Source organism: Lentzea atacamensis, assembly GCF_003269295.1.
GTDB classification, from domain to species: domain Bacteria; phylum Actinomycetota; class Actinomycetes; order Mycobacteriales; family Pseudonocardiaceae; genus Lentzea; species Lentzea atacamensis.
Genome location: NZ_QLTT01000001.1, coordinates 1,243,807 through 1,258,764 on the forward strand (window position 1 = coordinate 1,243,807; position 14,958 = coordinate 1,258,764).

Here is a 14,958-nt window from a genome sequence, read left to right on the forward strand (position 1 = left end):
CCCGCGCGTCGGCGGGTCCGCCACTGGACTCGGCTGATGAAGCTGGGCGACGACAAGCGGTTCGTCCACCCGGCCCCGCATGTTCGGCATCCGCACCCTCGTGCTCGGCGTCGACCTGCTGACGCTCAAGCCGGGCGACGCGTCGGCTCGCCGCGTCCTGCGCCAGGCCGTGCTCATCCACGCGACGGACACGGCTGCCGCCCTCTACGCCGGCAAGCGCGGGGAGCTGCCTGCCAGAGCCGCCATGCTGACCACGATCATCTCCGCCGTCAACACCGGGCTGGCCGTCGTGTCGCTCGCAGCGGCCGAGAAGAGCTGATCCGTATCAGGCGGGCCTCTGCCGACTCCGTGTCATAGGCTGCCCCATGGCACGGACGGGAGGTTCCGGTGGGTTCGGCGGTCGAGATCGCGCTGCTCGGAGAGGTGAGCGCGCGGGTCGGTGGCCGCACGATCGAGCTGGGCCCCGCTCGGCAGCGATGTGTGCTCGCGGCGCTCGCGGTCGACGTCAACAGGGTCGTGCCGGTCACGCAGCTGATCGAACGCGTGTGGGGTGACGAGCCGCCGCCACGGGCACGCGCGACGCTGCAGAGCTATCTCTCGCGGCTGCGGCAGGCGTTCGCGGACACCGGCGTCGAGCTGGCCAGTCGTTCCACCGGGTACGTGCTCGTCGCCGACGAGTCCGCTGTGGACCTCATGAGGTTCCGGAAACTGCGCGGTGAAGCCGGCGACCGCGCCCTAGCGTTGTGGCACGGCGAACCGCTGACCGGAATCGGCGGTGACTGGGCCGACCAGACGCGCGACAGCCTGACGCAGGAACGCCACGCCGCCGAGCTCGACCTCATCGACGCGAGACTGCGGCTCGGCCAGGGCCCCGAGCTGCTCGCGACGATCTCCGCGCTCGCCACGTCCCGTCCCCTCGACGAACGCGTGGCAGCGCAGCACCTGCAGGCGCTCGCGCAGGCAGGACGGATTTCCGAGGCGCTGGAACAGTTCCTGGTCATCCGCGCCCGGCTGGTCGACGAGCTCGGCATCGAGCCCGGCGAGGAACTCAAGCGGCTCCACGGAGAACTGCTCCTCAGTGATCAACCGGTCGAGGTTCCGAGGCAACTGCCGTCGGCGCCCGCGCAGTTCGTCGGCAGGCAGGAAGACCTCGCGCAACTGGACGACGCCGTGCGCACCGAGGTGGCGGCGATCGTGGGTGCGGGCGGCATGGGCAAGACGTGGCTCGCCCTGCACTGGGCGCACCGCAACCTGCACCGCTTCCCGGACGGCCAGCTGTTCGTCGACCTGCGCGGCTTCAGCCCCGACGAGACGCCGATGGAACCGGACGTCGCCATTCGCGGCTTCCTGCACGCGCTGGGCCTCGACGCCGCCCGCGTCCCTGCCGATCCGCGGGCCAGGGCCGCGCTGTTCCGGAGCCTGACCGCGCGGAAGCGCGTGCTCGTGGTCGTCGACAACGCGGCCGACGCCTCCCAAGTCGTCCCCCTCCTGCCCGGCGGCGACACGTGCCGCGTGCTCGTGACCAGCCGCAACCGGCTGCCGGGCCTCGTCAGCAGGCCGGTCGGTCTCGACGTGCTCGCCGACACGGACGCGAGCACGTTGCTGGCGACCAGGATCGGCCGGACCAGGCTGAGCGCCGAACCTCTCGCCGCGGCACGGCTGATCGACCTGTGCGGTGGGCTGCCGCTCGCGTTGAGCATCGTCGGCGCGCGCGTCCTCACCGAACCGGACCTGTCGCTCGCCGCCATCGCCCGCCAGCTCGAAGAGCTCGGGCTCGGCGCACTCGACGCCGACCCCGCGGTCAGCCTGCCGGTCGTGCTCTCCTGGTCGTACCGCGCGCTGACCGACGAGCAGAAGACGATGTTCGCGCTGCTCGGCATCGCACCGGGCGAGGACATCGACGCCCACGCGGCCGCCAGCCTCGCCGGAACGTGCGCGGAGGACGCGAAGGCCGCTCTGCGGGCACTGGAGCAGGCCTCTCTGGTCTCGATCAGCCCCGGCTTCCGCGCGAGGATGCACGACCTGGTCCGCACCTACGCGGCCGGACGGCGCGCCGGCAGCGAGGAAGCCCTGCGCAGGCTCGTCGACCACCACGTGCACACCGCGCACGCCAACGACCGGCTGATCGACCCGCTCCGCCCGTTGATCGACCTCGACGACCCCGCGCCGAACACCCTGATCACCCCCGCCGGTGACATGGCAGGCGCCCTGGCCTGGTTCGACGCCGAACGCGGCACGCGCAGGGCCGTCCAGCAGACGGCGGCCCAGCACGGCTGGAACGACAGGGTCGTGCTGCTGGCCAGGGTTTCGCACGCCTACCACCAGCGGCGCGGCCACCTCGACGACGAGCTCGCGATGTGGCAGGCCGCCATCAACGCCGCCGACGACCCGCAGGACAGGGTCGTCGCGCACCGGATCATGGGCAGCAGCCTCGGCCAGGTCCAGCGCTACGACGAGGCCCAGCACCACCTCGACACCTCCCTCGCGCTCGCGGAGCAGGCCGGCGAGGCACTGCCCCTCGCCTGCGCACACGGCACGCTGACCTGGCTGTGGGTCAGCAGGTCGGAGCACCACCGCGCGTACGAGCACGCCAAAGCCGCGCTGCCGCACTACCAGCAGACCGGCAACCAGATGCTGATCGCGCTGGCCCACAACAACATCGGGTACTGCGCCGCGGAGGTCGGCGACACCGACGAGGGCCGCGAGCACGCGACCAAGGCGCTGGAACTGCTGCACGAGCTCGGCGACCGCCAGGGTGAGGCCACCGCCGTCGACACGCTCGGCCGCATCGCGCACCAGACCGGCGACCACGCCGAGGCGATCGCCCTGCACGAGCGCGCCCTCGAGCTCTACCAGGTCGAAAACGACGACTACACCACCGCGAACGTGCTCATCGGCCTCGGCCACCCGCACCTCGCGCTCGAACAACGCGACCAGGCCGTGGAGGTCTGGCGACGTGCCCTGGAGATGCTGGAGCGGCAGGGCCGTGACGAGGAGGCCGACCGGGTGCGCAAGCTGCTGGCGGCCGTCCACGCGGACTGACCGGGCGTCACGGCGGGTCGATGCTGAAGACCACCCGGTGGCCCGTGTACTCGTTCAGCCCCCACAACCGGCCGGAAGCGGTGCTGTACGAGAGGTTCTGGGTGAGACTGGGCGATCGCGTGACGACGCTCGGCTCACCTCCCGGCCGAGCCCGGTGGATGCACGAGCAGGCACCGCGGGCGATGAGGTCGGGCACCCAGCTCTGCGGGCACTCACCGGCCATGTAGTACCAGGTCCCATCGGTGGCCACACCCTGCATCTGGAAGACCGGCGTGCTGTAGGCGGCGCTCGCCGTCGCCGTGCCGACGGTCGCGCCGTTGTCCGCGCGCGGCAGGTCGGTGGCGTCGTTCAGCGGCCACCGCACGACCCGGCCACCCGCGCCCGCGGCGTGGCTGCGGTACTCGCCGGAGACCAGCGCGGGCCCGGTGCGGTCGACGCTCAGCGAACCCAGGCACGCCCTGCCGCTGCCGCCGGAGCGGGCGCGCGGGTCCAGGCCGCGGTCGCCGGTGTGGTAGCGGCCCTGCAGCGGCAGCGCCCACTGGTGATAGCGCGCCGACGACACCCCGTCGCGGATGCCGACCTCTCCGCTCGACGTCGACGACATCCGCCACAGGTACCGCGTGTCGAAGACGAGGAGCTCTCCCCGTTGGCCACGAACAGCTTGTTGTCGTACCAGGCGATGCCGTCGGCGTGGACGCCGGCGACCGCCTTGAAGTCGTCGCCGACCGGCCGGACCAGCAGGACGTGGCCATATTCGTGGGCGGCGGTCAGGCCCTGCGGGTGCCAGCCTCCTCCTGCGGCGTACGCGCTGGTGTTGTCGTCGGCGGTGTCCCAGCAGAAGCCGTCGTACATGAGGGAGCCGTCCAGGCCGGTGTTGTGGCACAACGCCGCCCGCCCGACGTGCTGCCGGGACGTCGCGACGTCGAGAGGCGACGCGCGCGTGACGGCGCTGCGACTCTCGACCGCGCGGATGGCGTCACCGTAAGCGTCGTAGTCCGGCGTGCGGTCGATGTTGAGCTTGAAAGCGGACGACGGCAGCGGCGCGAAGGGCGCGACGGCGGCGCGGTCACGAACGTCAGTACGGCCAGGGCGAGGGCTGTGCACAGCGTCCCCAGCAGCCGACCGCGTCTTCGCAATCTGCCCGATGTCACAGGCCAACCGTATTGGACAACGGCGTTGCCTGGCGCTCGAGCACCGTGCGCGGGTCACCTGCGGCGATCAACCGCCCGTTCTGGAGCAGCAGACAGTGGTCTGCGCGCGATGCCTCGATCAGATCGTGCGTGACGTGGACGACGGTCACGCCGTTGGCCCGTGCATCGGCCATCGCAGCGGAAATGTCCTGCCGGGCTTGGGAATCGAGGCCGGCATCCGGTTCGTCGAGCAGCAGCAGGTCCGAGTCCTGAGCGAAGGCCTGCGCGAGAAGAGCGCGCTGGCGCTGCCCTCCTGACAGCGAGCTGAGCCGGCGCGAGGCGAGATCGGCGACACCCATACGCTCCAGCGAAGCGCCCACCAGTTCCTTGTCCTTTGTGGACAACCGGCGCAACGGACCGCGGTGTTCCCACCTTCCCATGGCGACCGTCTCCCACACGGTGATCGGCAGTCCTGCTGGAACCGAACTGTGCTGCACCACGAACGCCGGACGCCGCGTGCCGATCTCCACCTCGCCCGCGGCGGGTGTGATGACACCGGCGAGGACGCCGAGCAGGGTCGACTTGCCGGAGCCGTTGTGACCCACGATCGCAGTCACCTCGGCGCGCGGGAACTCCGCGGTCACCTCGTGCAGCACCGTGTGCCGCGCGTAGCCGGCCGACAGTCCGCGCAGCCGTACCGCAGGCCGGTCCGAGACGTGCGTCACGACACCCTCCATCACATTGTAATGATTATCGTTGCCATTATACGGTCCTGCTCGTGGAGTGGATGCTTGCCCCGTTCGAGATTTCCTTCGTGCAGCGGGCTTTGTGGGCCGGTGTGCTCGTCTCGTGCCTGTGCGCGATCGCCGGGACGTGGGTTGTGTTGCGTGGCATGGCGTTCCTCGGGGACGCGATGTCGCACGGCATGCTGCCCGGCGTTGCCATCGCGTCGTTGCTGGGCGGCAACCTGCTCTTCGGTGCCGCGGCGAGCGCGGGCGCGATGGCGTTCGGCGTGACGGCGCTGGGCCGCACCAAACGGTTCTCCCAGGACACGAGCATCGGCTTGCTGTTCGTGGGCATGCTCGCGCTGGGCGTCATCCTCGTGTCGCACTCCGAGTCGTTCGCGGTGGACCTCACCGCGTTCCTCTTCGGCGACGTGCTGGCCGTGCGGCCGCAGGACCTCGGTCACCTCGTCGTGGCGCTGGCCGTTGCCGCGGCGGTGGCGCTGTGGGGGCATCGCGCGTTCGTGGCGTTGACCTTCGATCCGCGCAAGGCGCAGACGCTCGGCCTGCGGCCACGGCTGGCGCACGCGGTGCTGCTCGGCCTGGTGACGCTGGCGATCGTGGCGTCGTTCCAAGTGGTCGGCACCTTGCTGGTGTTCGGTCTCCTCATCGCGCCACCCGCCGCCGCGACGTTCTGGTGCAACCGCATTGTGACGATCATGTTCGGCGCGGCGGTGCTGGGCGTGACCGCCACCGTCATCGGGCTGCTCGTCTCGTGGCACGCGGGAACCGCGGCCGGCGCAACGATCGCCCTGGTCTCCGTCGTTCTGTTCTTCCTGGCGGCACTGGGTGCCCAGGTGCGCGACCGGGTGCGGATCTCCGGCGCCGGTGGGCAGCACGCGGTGCTGATCGCCGCGCTGGTCGTGGCGCTGCCGCTGGCCGGTTGCGGCTCGAAACCCACCCAGGAGGAAGTGCCGCACGGCTACGTCGAGGGTGCGGAGGAGACGGCCGAGGCACAGTCCCGGCTGGTCGTGGCCGACGAGCGCACCGGTGCCGTGCGGGTCGTCGACCTGATCACGGAGCAGGTCACCGACGCCGGCAGCGTAGACGGTGTGCGGGCGATCACCGGCGACGGCCGTTTCGCCTACCTGACCGGCAAGGGCTCGGTGCGGATCGTCGACAGCGGGGCCTGGATGGTGGACCACGGTGACCACGTGCACTACTACCGCGCCCAGGCCAGGGATGTCGGGGCCGTCGCGGGAGACGGAGTGGTGAACGCGGACAGCGATCCCACCATCGCGGCCGTGGTGTTCGACCGCGGCGACACGACCCTGCTGGACCGGCAGGCACTGGACGGCGGTGCTGTGAACACGCGCGGCGAACTGCGCGGCGGGGTCGCGGTGCCTTACTCCGAACACCTGCTCGTCGCGGGATCCGGTCGTGTGACCGTCAAAACCAGGGACGGCAAGGACGTGACGACGGTCGGGCCGGAGTGCCAGAGCCCGCGCGGCCAGGCGGTGACCCGGCGGGGCGTCGTCTTCGGCTGCGCCGACGGAGCCCTCGTGGTGACGGGGAAGGACGGTTCCTTCACGGGCGAGAAGATCCCGTATCCCCGTGCCGTGGCCGAGACCGACCGTGCCGTCGAGTTCCGCCACCGGCCCGGCAGCACGACGCTCGCCGCCGAGGCGGGAGACCTCGGTGTCTGGTCGCTCGACGTACGGGCGAAGAAGTGGACGCTGCTGGAGACCGGGCCCGTCGCCGCCGTGAACGCGGTCGGCGAGGGAGGACCGCTGCTGACGCTGACGCCGGACGGGATCCTGCACTCCTACGACGTCAAGACCGGCAAGCAGATCACGCAGCGCCAGGTGCTCAGTGCACCCATCACCGAGGGCACGTCACCGGTGATCGAGATCGACCCGAACCGCGCCTACGTCAACGATGCGCGCGGCCGGGCGATCCACGAGATCGACTACAACGACGGCCTGCGGGTCGCCAGGACCATCCGGCTGGAGATCGAGCCGGCGCACATGGTGGAGACCGGACGATGAAGCGGATTCTCGCGGCGGCCAGCGCCCTCCTGCTGGTGCTCACCGGATGCGGCAGCGCACGAGGGCAGAGCGACGGGATCGTGGTCACCACCAACATCCTCGGTGACATCACGCGGAACATCGTCGGCGACGCGGCGCCGGTCACGGTGCTGATGAAGCCGAACGCCGACCCCCACTCGTTCGCGATCTCGGCACAGGAGGCGGCAAGGCTGGAAAGCGCCGCACTCGTCGTCCACAACGGACTCGGACTGGAAGAGGGTGTGCTCCGGCACGTCCGCGCCGCCGAGCAGGCCGATGTGCCGGTCCTGTCGGTGGGCGACCAGATCGACCCGATCCGCTACACCGCCGACGACGTGGAGGGCAAGCCGGATCCGCACTTCTGGACCGACCCGAAACGCGTGCGCAAAGCCGTCGAAGTGATCAGCGAGCGCGTCGTCGAGCACGTCGGTGGCATCGACGCCGACAAGGTCAGGGCCAACACGACGCGCTACCTGGAGGAGATCGACCGGCTCGACACCTGGACGGCCGAGCGGCTCGCGTCCATCCCCGCCCAGCACCGCAAGCTGGTCACCAACCACCACGTCTTCGGCTACCTCGCCCAGCGCTTCGGCTTCCAGATCGTCGGCGCCGTGATCCCCGGCGGCACGACGCTCGCCTCGCCCAGCGCGTCCGACCTGGCCTCGCTCGCGGAAGCCGTCCGCACGGCGGGCGTGGGCGCGATCTTCGCCGACTCCTCGCAACCCGACCGCCTGGCCCGCGTGCTCGCCGAGCAGGCAGGCGTCCACGTCCAGGTGATCGCCCTGTACTCGGAATCGCTGACCGCGGCGGGCGGTGGGGCGGCCACTTACGTGGAGATGACGCGCGCCAACACCGAGGCGATCGTGCGCGGCCTCGCCCGTGCCTGACCCGACACCCTGAAGAGGAAGTTGAGAAGCAGATGACAAGCTGGTCGCGAAAGTGGACGACCGCCGTGGTGTCCACAGTGGCCTCGACGCTCGTGCTGGCCGGTTGCGGCGCGGAGAAGGCTCCGCAGGCCGCTTCTGGAACCGGTGCGGTGGCCGAGCCGGTCGCCGTCACCTACGACGGCGGAATCCACGTGCTGGACGGCAAGACGCTCGAGGTCAAGGCCGACATCAAGCTGGCGGGCTTCAACCGGCTCAACCCCGTGGGCGACGACAAGCACCTGATGGTCTCGACGTCGAACGGGTTCCGGGTGCTCGACGCCGCCGCCGGCAAGCTGACCGACATCGAGTTCCCCGGCGCCGAACCGGGCCACGTCGTCCGGCACGCCGGGCGCACCGTGCTGTTCACCGACGGAACCGGTGAGGTACGCATCCTCGATCAGGCCACAGTGGCCAGTGCCGAGCGGAAGGTCGAGACCTACAAGACCGCCGAGCCGCACCACGGCGTGGCGATCGAGCTGGCCAACGGCGAACTGGTCGTCACGCTCGGCAACAAGGACAAGCGCGTCGGGATCGCGGTGCTCGACAAGAACCGCAAGGAGATCACCCGCAACGAGGACTGCCCCGGCGTCCACGGCGAGGCGACCGCGAAGGACGAGGTCGTCGTCATCGGCTGCCAGAACGGCGTGCTGATCTACCGCAACGGCGCCATCACCAAGGTGAACAGCCCCACGGCCTACGGACGGATCGGCAACCAGGCCGGTAGCGACCACTCCCCGATCGTCCTCGGCGACTACAAGCAGGACCCCGACGCCGAACTCGAACGCCCCACGCAGATCTCGCTGATCGACACCACCACCGGCACCCTCAAGCTCGTCGACCTCGGCGCCAGCTACACCTTCCGCTCGCTCGCGCGCGGCCCGCAGGGCGAGGCGCTGGTGCTCGGCACCGACGGCAAGATCCACGTGATCGACCCGGTCAAGGCCGAGGTCACCCGCACCATCCCGGTGACCGACACCTGGCAGGAGCCGCTGGAGTGGCAGCAGCCCCGCCCGGCGATCTTCGTGCGGGGCGGCACGGTCTACGTCTCCGATCCCAACAAGCAGAAGCTGCACCGGATCGACCTCGCCGCCGGGACGATCACGGCGACCGCGTCGTTGCCGCAGAAGCAGAACGAGCTCAGCGGCGTCACCGCCTGAGCACCTTGATGCCGTACGGGGAACACCCCCGTACGGCATCACCGGCTGGGCGCGGCTCCAGGCACAGCGAGGTGCTGGCCAACCCGCGCGCCCCTGGGGACTTCCGGACCAGGGTTCTTCACGGGCGCGAAGCAAGGCGCCGGTACCGGGAGTGTGGCTCCTGCAGACAGCATCACGAGGAGCCGAGATGTCCACGTACTGCTGCTGTGCGCGGTCCTGCTCGCCGGAGTCGCCGTCTCCGCTGCCGGTCCCGTGCCGTTCGTCGCCCTGGTCGCGCTACAGATCACCATGCGGCTGAGCTCCCCCGTGCCGCCGCTGATCGCGTCCTGGCCGTTCGGCGCGCTGCTGCTGATCGGCTCGGACCTCGTCGCGCGCAGCGTGCTGCCCGACGACCTCCCGTCGGCGTCGTCACGGGGGCCGTTCCTCGTCCACCTGCTGGTGCGCGCGAATCTGAGACGCGCGGCCTGAGGTAATCCTCAGTTAAGTAAGGTTGCCCTATGACCGCGCTGCGCAACGATGCCGCCCGACTGGGTGCCGAGGGCGTCACGGTCGGGTACGCCGACCGGGTCGTGCTCGACAATCTCGACATCACCATCCCGACCGGTGTCATCACCACGGTCATCGGGCCCAACGGCTGCGGCAAGTCGACGCTGCTGCGCACCCTGTCCCGCCTGCTCAAACCGCGCCAGGGAACCGTGCTGCTCGACGGCCACGACATCGCGCGGCTCAAGACCAAGGACATCGCGAAGAGGATGGGCCTGCTCCCGCAGACCCCGATCGCGCCGGAGGGGCTCACGGTCGCCGACCTGGTCGCGCGCGGCCGGCACCCGCACCAGAGCTGGCTGCGCCAGTGGTCGAGCGACGACGCGGAAATCGTCGAGAAGGCCCTGCACATGACCGGTGTGGCCGATCTCGCACAGCGCCCGGTCGACTCGCTCTCCGGTGGTCAGCGGCAGCGCGTGTGGATCTCCATGACGCTGGCCCAGGGCACCGATCTGCTGCTGCTCGACGAGCCCACGACCTACCTCGACCTCGCGCACGCGATCGACGTGATCGACCTCGTCGACGACCTGCACGAGGGCGGCTGCACGATCGTGATGGTCCTGCACGACCTGAACCTGGCCGTCCGGTACAGCGACAACCTGATCGTGATGAAGTCGGGATCCATTGTCGCACAAGGACATCCGAGCGAAGTGATCACCAGCGAGCTGCTGCTGGACACGTTCGGCCTGCAGGCGAAGGTCATCGACGACCCGGTCAGCGAGCGCCCGTTGATCGTGCCCATCGGCAGGACGCACGTGGCTGCGAAAAGTGGGAGCAAGCTCTCGTAGTTCGGCTCGGTGTCGCCGTTCTTCATGACGACCTCGGGCTTGGTCGACGCGAACCTGCCCGCCGCCAAGGTCGAAGAGCTCGGCTGGGACGGCAAGCGCGTCGGCTGGCCGAGATCGCCGAAGCGGCGGGCGCGCGGAAGTTCACCTACGGCATGACCGACCCGTCCGCCTCCAACTCCGGTAAACGGCAGCCGACCACACCCGCTACCTCGAAGATCGCGAGTAGCGTCCAGGTCGTGGACATCGACGAGGCGATCGCGAGCCTGGACCTGCCGCAGAAGGTCCGTCTGCTCACCGGTTCGGCACTCTTCGCGCTGTGGCCGGAACCGGAGATCGGGCTCGCGGCCCTGAAGCTGTCCGACGGCCCGACCGGCGTGCGCGGCGCCGAGCTCAGGGGCGGGGTGATCGCCTGCCTGCTGCCCAACGCCACGCTGCTCGCCCAGCACTGGGACACCGAACTGGAGCGCGAGGTCGGCGAGGTGCTCGCGGACGAGGCTGCAGCGCAGCGCGTCCACGTGCTGCTCGGTCCGACGATCAACCTGCACCGCACGCCACTCGGCGGCAGGCTGTTCGAGGCCTACAGCGAGGACCCGCTGCTCACCGGCACGCTCGCCGCCGCGTACGTCCGGGGCCTGCAGGACAAGGGCATCGCCGCGACGCCGAAGCACTACGTGGCCAACGAGTCCGAGACCGAGCGGCGCACGGCGAGCATGGTGCTGGACGCGAAGACGTTGCGCGAGGTGTACCTGCTGCCGTTCGAGATCGTCGTCGAGGACGCCTCGCCGTGGGCCATCATGGCTGCCTACAACGACGTCAACGGCGTTCCGGCGACCGAGCACACCGAGCTGGTCGAGGGCGTGCTGAAGGGCGAGTGGGGCTTCGACGGCCTGGTCATGTCCGACTGGTTCGCCACCTCGTCCACGGCGCAGAGCGCGAACGGCGGTCTCGACCTGGTGATGCCCGGTCCGGGCGGACCGTGGGAGGACAAGCTCGTCGCGGCTGTCGAGGCGGGCACGGTTGCCGAGCAGACCATCGACGACCACCTGCGGCGCTTGCTGCTCCTCGCGAAGCGCACCGGCGCGTTCGGACCTGAGCACAAGTGGCCGGACGACCTGCCCGCGCCGGACAGCGAGGTTCGCCGTGAGCAGCTGCGCAGGTTCGCCGCCGGTGGCATGACGGTGCTGACGAACAACGGTGTGCTACCGCTCGACGCACCCAAGATCGCGCTGATCGGCCGGCACGCCATCGACACCGTCGCGCAGGGCGGTGGTTCGGCCGGGTTGCGGCCACCGCACGTCATCAGCATCGCCGACGGCCTGACGTCGTTGCTGGGCGACAGCGTGTCCGTTGTGGACGGTGTGGAGGTGCGGGCGCGGTACGCGGCTCCCGGCGCGGGGGTGCTGCGCGACCTCCGTGCCACGACGTTCGACGGGGCCGGCGAGGTGCTGGCGTCGCGTGAGATGGAGATCGCCGAGCTCGCGGCGTACGGCGGATGGGCACAGGGTGCCGCCTCCATCGAGGTGTCCGGCGAGGTCGTGCTGGACGAGCCGACGCGAATGCTGGTCGGGGTGCGCGGGTTCGGCGACTGGATGCTGGAGGTCGCCGGAGAGTCGCACGCCACGCGCCTGGCCTGGGCGGACGGCGTGGTGGAGGAAGCACTGCTGAAGCCGCCGTCCTGGACGACCGAGGTCCTGGTTTCGCCCGGTGACCGGATCACGGCCCGCGTGCGCGAGGCAGCCGCGCTGGTCGGCCTGATCGCCCAGGCGGTCCCCCTGCCTCCCGCCGACGTGATCGGTGCCGCGGTGCGGGCCGCGCGCGAGGCGGATGTCGCGGTGGTCGTCGTGGGCCTGACCGACGAGCAGGAGACCGAGGGCTTCGACAAGACCACGCTGGCGTTGCCCGGCGAGCAGGACGCGCTCGTCGCCGCGGTGGCGGAGGCTGCTCAACGGACGGTGGTCGTGGTCAACGCCGCGACGCCGGTGCTGATGCCGTGGCTCACGCAGGTGGACGCCGTGCTGTGGGCCGGTTTGCCCGGCCAGGAAGCCGGTGACGCCGTGGCGGCCGCGCTGCTCGGCCACATCGAACCGGCCGGGCGGCTGGTCACAACCTTCCCGCGATCAGACGCCGACGCGTTGTCGCCGGTGCCGGTGAACGGCTCATTGCCTTACACCGAAGGCACGGCGATCGGGTATCGCCGCGCGTCGGAGCCGTTGTTCTGGTTCGGCCACGGTCTCGGCTACACGACGTGGGAGTACGGCGCGGCGTCGTCGTCCACTGTGGATGGTGCTATCGGCGCGGTGTCGGTGTCGCTCACCAACACCGGTGCCCGTGCCGGGCGTGAGGTCGTACAGGTCTACCTGCGGCCGGAGGACGAACCCGTGCGCCTGATCGGCTGGGCGGTAGCGGAGGTCGCGGCCGGCGAGACCACGCAGGTCGAGGTGCGGTGCTCGGCGCGGGTGCAGCGGGTGTGGCGGGACGGCTGGCGACCGTTGCGCGGCGGCGAGATCCTGATCGCCCGCGGGCTCGGCGATGTCCGCGTCAGCCTGCCCGCTCCAACAAACCACAGGGGGATGTGAGCCGTCATGCCAGGCGGCCCAGCCCGTCGACGACGCCCGTACGTCGTGATCGGCTCCGCGATCGTGCTCGTGGCCGCGGTCCTGCTCGGCTACGTGGCGCTGTTCGGCTGGCCGGCCGGGGTGGACGCGGCGCAGGAGCGAACCATGCGCGCGTCGATCATCAGCTATCTCGAACAACGACACTGGCGCGGCGTGCTGGAAGCCCGCCGTTCGAAGCAGAAGGTCCGGTGGATCTGCGCGGACCGGCTGATCGAGGTGAGCAGGGACGGGGGCAACTACAAGGTCGGGCTTCACGCGCTGTGCCAGGAGTTCACCGCGGTGGACGGCTCGCTGGTCAAGGGCAGCGGTGAATCAAGTCCCAAGCTCGCCACCGTGACCTCACCGGACAGGCCGGTCGAGGTGCTGCGCGTGGAGCAACCGCCCGACGGTTCGGGGTACGGATCGTGGGTCCGCTCGAACTTCTCCTGGGCCGGCGTCACCAAGCTCCGTCGAATCCAGCGGAGCCTGCCCGCGGATCTCGAGGCCACGATGTTCACCAAGGCCCGCAGCGCGTTCGGACTGTCCGCTGACGCTCCGGTTCGCGGGTGATTCCGCAAGCCCGTTGCGGTACCGTCGATGCCGGGTGAAGTCATGTGACAGTGGTGGTTCCGAACTTCCACGGCAAACAGGCGCTCGACGCGTGGCTGGCAGGTCACGACGCGGGACTGCTCCTGCAGGGTCCTGATCCGGACAGTCCCCATCCCCTGTTGAACGGCGTGGTCGTGGCGCAACTTCCTGCCGCGGGCGCACGGGTCGGACGCTGGGACGTCGTGACCGTCTGGGTCGAGGGCGGAGGAGACGGCAGCGGAGTGCGCGAGCCGCGCCGCCCGCTGCCGGAACGCCTCACGGCGACGCGGTGGCAGCCACCGGAAGCGTGAGCATGCCGACGATCAGGTCGCCCAACGCCCGGCGTTGACCAGCAGCCCGATCGTGCGGGTGTCGAGGCCGGCCGCGGCGCTGAAGACGAGCGGCACCGTGACGCAGCCGGTGTACATGGTGAGGACGTGCTGCAAACCGAGCAACCCCAGCCGGGCAGGTGGCAGCATCTCGTCGACCGGACGCTTCAGGGCGGTCTCCATGGACCTTTCGCAGCCCCTGAGCGTTGCGGTGGTGTCACGTGGGCGAGAAGTCGCCCGCTCAGCGGTACGTTCGAACCATGACCGAGCCGGTGTCGCCGTTGACGCCGCGTCCTGTGCGGTTCGCCGCGGTCGGCCAGTGGTGGCGTGACGTCACGTTCCTCCACTGGGCCGTGGCGCCCGAGTCCGTCGCGGGGTTCCTGCCCGCCGGCACGCGGCCGGACGTGCTGGACGGCGTCACGTACGTCGGGCTGGTGCCGTTCCGGATGCACCCGATCGGCGGGCGGGTGGGGCCGCGACTGCCTTACGTGGGAACGTTCTGCGAGACCAACGTCCGGCTCTACTCGGTGGACGCCACGGGCAGGCGCGGGGTGGTGTTCCTCTCGCTCGACGCGAGCAGGCTGGTGCCCGTCCTCGGCGCGCGGATCAGCGCGCGGCTGCCGTACAAGTGGTCGTCGATGCGGCTGGAACGCTCCGGCGAGGTGCTCAGCTACACGTGCCGGCGCCTCTGGCCAGGACCTCGCGGCGCGTCGAGCCGTGTGGTGGTGCGGGCCGGGCGCCCGGTGGTGGCCGGCGAGCTGGAAAGTTTCCTGACCGCGAGGTGGGGCCTGCACGTGGCGTGGCACGGAATGACCCTCTACCTGCCCAACGACCATCCTGAGTGGCCACTGCGCGATGCCGAGCTGGTCGAGCTGGACGACGGGCTGGTGGCGGCGGCCGGTCTGGGAAACCCCGCGGGGCCACCGGTCAGCGTGTTGCACTCGCCGGGGGTGCCGGTCCGGTTCGGCGTTCCCGTGCCGGTGTCCGCGTAGTTGGGTGGTGGCCCAGCGCAGTCTGGGGGACCTGACTGGGCCACCGGTCAAGTTGGCCGACGTGCGCGGTGACTTTCACAC

General features: G+C 70.4%; 15 protein-coding genes and 1 pseudogene. 13 read left to right on the plus strand and 3 right to left on the minus strand.

All coding sequences use genetic code 11. The features are described 5' to 3' along the window. Positions 1-79: 79 nt before the first annotated feature. Both C8D87_RS05860 and C8D87_RS05865 read left to right on the plus strand, forming a co-directional pair. Positions 80-319, plus strand: coding sequence for a hypothetical protein (locus tag C8D87_RS05860; RefSeq protein WP_112225802.1), 240 nt, complete (start codon positions 80-82; stop codon positions 317-319). Between the two features lie 68 nt (positions 320-387). Next, on the plus strand, positions 388-3,042 hold the full coding sequence (locus tag C8D87_RS05865; RefSeq protein WP_112225803.1) for an AfsR/SARP family transcriptional regulator: 2,655 nt from the start codon (positions 388-390) through the stop codon (positions 3,040-3,042). A gap of 7 nt (positions 3,043-3,049) precedes the next feature. Here C8D87_RS05865 and C8D87_RS05870 read toward each other — a convergent pair whose 3' ends face one another. Continuing rightward, entirely contained in the window at positions 3,050-3,646 is a 597-nt protein-coding gene (locus tag C8D87_RS05870; protein ID WP_112225804.1) for a hypothetical protein, read from the minus strand. A gap of 42 nt (positions 3,647-3,688) precedes the next feature. On the opposite strand from C8D87_RS05870, the gene C8D87_RS05875 reads away from it, so the two are divergent. After that, positions 3,689-4,027 (plus strand): hypothetical protein, encoded by a 339-nt coding sequence (locus C8D87_RS05875; protein ID WP_112225805.1) that lies wholly within the window; start codon positions 3,689-3,691, stop codon positions 4,025-4,027. Between the two features lie 162 nt (positions 4,028-4,189). Here C8D87_RS05875 and aztA read toward each other — a convergent pair whose 3' ends face one another. After that, positions 4,190-4,897: a zinc ABC transporter ATP-binding protein AztA gene (aztA, locus tag C8D87_RS05880; protein ID WP_233441920.1), complete on the minus strand. Its 708-nt coding sequence runs from the start codon at positions 4,895-4,897 to the stop codon at positions 4,190-4,192. Positions 4,898-4,950: 53 nt separating this feature from the next. On the opposite strand from aztA, the pseudogene aztB reads away from it, so the two are divergent. The 9 genes and pseudogenes from aztB to C8D87_RS05920 form a co-directional block, all read left to right on the plus strand. Beyond that, positions 4,951-5,769 (plus strand): annotated as a pseudogene (aztB, locus tag C8D87_RS47465) (zinc ABC transporter permease AztB); the annotation flags it as partial. Positions 5,770-6,938: 1,169 nt separating this feature from the next. Continuing rightward, positions 6,939-7,847, plus strand: a complete 909-nt coding sequence (aztC, locus tag C8D87_RS05890) for a zinc ABC transporter substrate-binding protein AztC (protein WP_112225808.1) — start codon at positions 6,939-6,941, stop codon at positions 7,845-7,847. Between the two features lie 32 nt (positions 7,848-7,879). Next, a complete protein-coding gene (aztD, locus tag C8D87_RS05895) occupies positions 7,880-9,043 on the plus strand; it encodes a zinc metallochaperone AztD (protein WP_112225809.1) in 1,164 nt (387 codons plus the stop codon). A gap of 153 nt (positions 9,044-9,196) precedes the next feature. After that, positions 9,197-9,511 (plus strand): iron chelate uptake ABC transporter family permease subunit, encoded by a 315-nt coding sequence (locus C8D87_RS05900; protein ID WP_215732190.1) that lies wholly within the window; start codon positions 9,197-9,199, stop codon positions 9,509-9,511. A gap of 29 nt (positions 9,512-9,540) precedes the next feature. After that, complete coding sequence (locus C8D87_RS05905) at positions 9,541-10,374, plus strand: ABC transporter ATP-binding protein (protein WP_112225811.1); 834 nt, start codon at positions 9,541-9,543, stop codon at positions 10,372-10,374. A gap of 24 nt (positions 10,375-10,398) precedes the next feature. Then, complete coding sequence (locus tag C8D87_RS48495) at positions 10,399-10,530, plus strand: hypothetical protein (protein ID WP_267899833.1); 132 nt, start codon at positions 10,399-10,401, stop codon at positions 10,528-10,530. An 80-nt stretch (positions 10,531-10,610) separates the two neighbouring features. Further along, a complete protein-coding gene (locus tag C8D87_RS05910) occupies positions 10,611-12,950 on the plus strand; it encodes a glycoside hydrolase family 3 protein (RefSeq protein ID WP_233441921.1) in 2,340 nt (779 codons plus the stop codon). 6 nt (positions 12,951-12,956) lie between these two features. After that, the gene (locus C8D87_RS05915; RefSeq protein ID WP_146771632.1) at positions 12,957-13,538 is read left to right on the plus strand and encodes a hypothetical protein; all 582 of its coding nucleotides are present in this window, start codon (positions 12,957-12,959) and stop codon (positions 13,536-13,538) included. Positions 13,539-13,582: 44 nt separating this feature from the next. Then, positions 13,583-13,867, plus strand: coding sequence for a PASTA domain-containing protein (locus tag C8D87_RS05920; RefSeq protein ID WP_112225814.1), 285 nt, complete (start codon positions 13,583-13,585; stop codon positions 13,865-13,867). A 12-nt stretch (positions 13,868-13,879) separates the two neighbouring features. Here the strand turns inward: C8D87_RS05920 and C8D87_RS05925 are convergent, their stop codons facing one another. Continuing rightward, entirely contained in the window at positions 13,880-14,068 is a 189-nt protein-coding gene (locus tag C8D87_RS05925) for a solute carrier family 23 protein (protein ID WP_215732191.1), read from the minus strand. Positions 14,069-14,145: 77 nt separating this feature from the next. On the opposite strand from C8D87_RS05925, the gene C8D87_RS05930 reads away from it, so the two are divergent. Next, a complete protein-coding gene (locus C8D87_RS05930; protein WP_112226290.1) occupies positions 14,146-14,877 on the plus strand; it encodes a YqjF family protein in 732 nt (243 codons plus the stop codon). The last annotated feature ends 81 nt before the right edge of the window (positions 14,878-14,958 follow it).

Bases quoted from the DNA above. Each gene is read 5' to 3' on its own strand.
- aztC (WP_112225808.1), top strand. From the start codon at position 6,939: ATGAAGCGGATTCTCGCGGCGGCCAGCGCCCTCCTGCTGGTGCTCACC.
- C8D87_RS05930 (WP_112226290.1), top strand. From the start codon at position 14,146: ATGACCGAGCCGGTGTCGCCGTTGACGCCGCGTCCTGTGCGGTTCGCC.
- C8D87_RS05870 (WP_112225804.1), bottom strand. From the start codon at position 3,646: ATGTCGTCGACGTCGAGCGGAGAGGTCGGCATCCGCGACGGGGTGTCG.
- C8D87_RS05905 (WP_112225811.1), top strand. From the start codon at position 9,541: ATGACCGCGCTGCGCAACGATGCCGCCCGACTGGGTGCCGAGGGCGTC.
- C8D87_RS05915 (WP_146771632.1), top strand. From the start codon at position 12,957: ATGCCAGGCGGCCCAGCCCGTCGACGACGCCCGTACGTCGTGATCGGC.
- C8D87_RS05860 (WP_112225802.1), top strand. From the start codon at position 80: ATGTTCGGCATCCGCACCCTCGTGCTCGGCGTCGACCTGCTGACGCTC.
- aztD (WP_112225809.1), top strand. From the start codon at position 7,880: ATGACAAGCTGGTCGCGAAAGTGGACGACCGCCGTGGTGTCCACAGTG.
- C8D87_RS48495 (WP_267899833.1), top strand. From the start codon at position 10,399: ATGACGACCTCGGGCTTGGTCGACGCGAACCTGCCCGCCGCCAAGGTC.
- C8D87_RS05925 (WP_215732191.1), bottom strand. From the start codon at position 14,068: ATGGAGACCGCCCTGAAGCGTCCGGTCGACGAGATGCTGCCACCTGCC.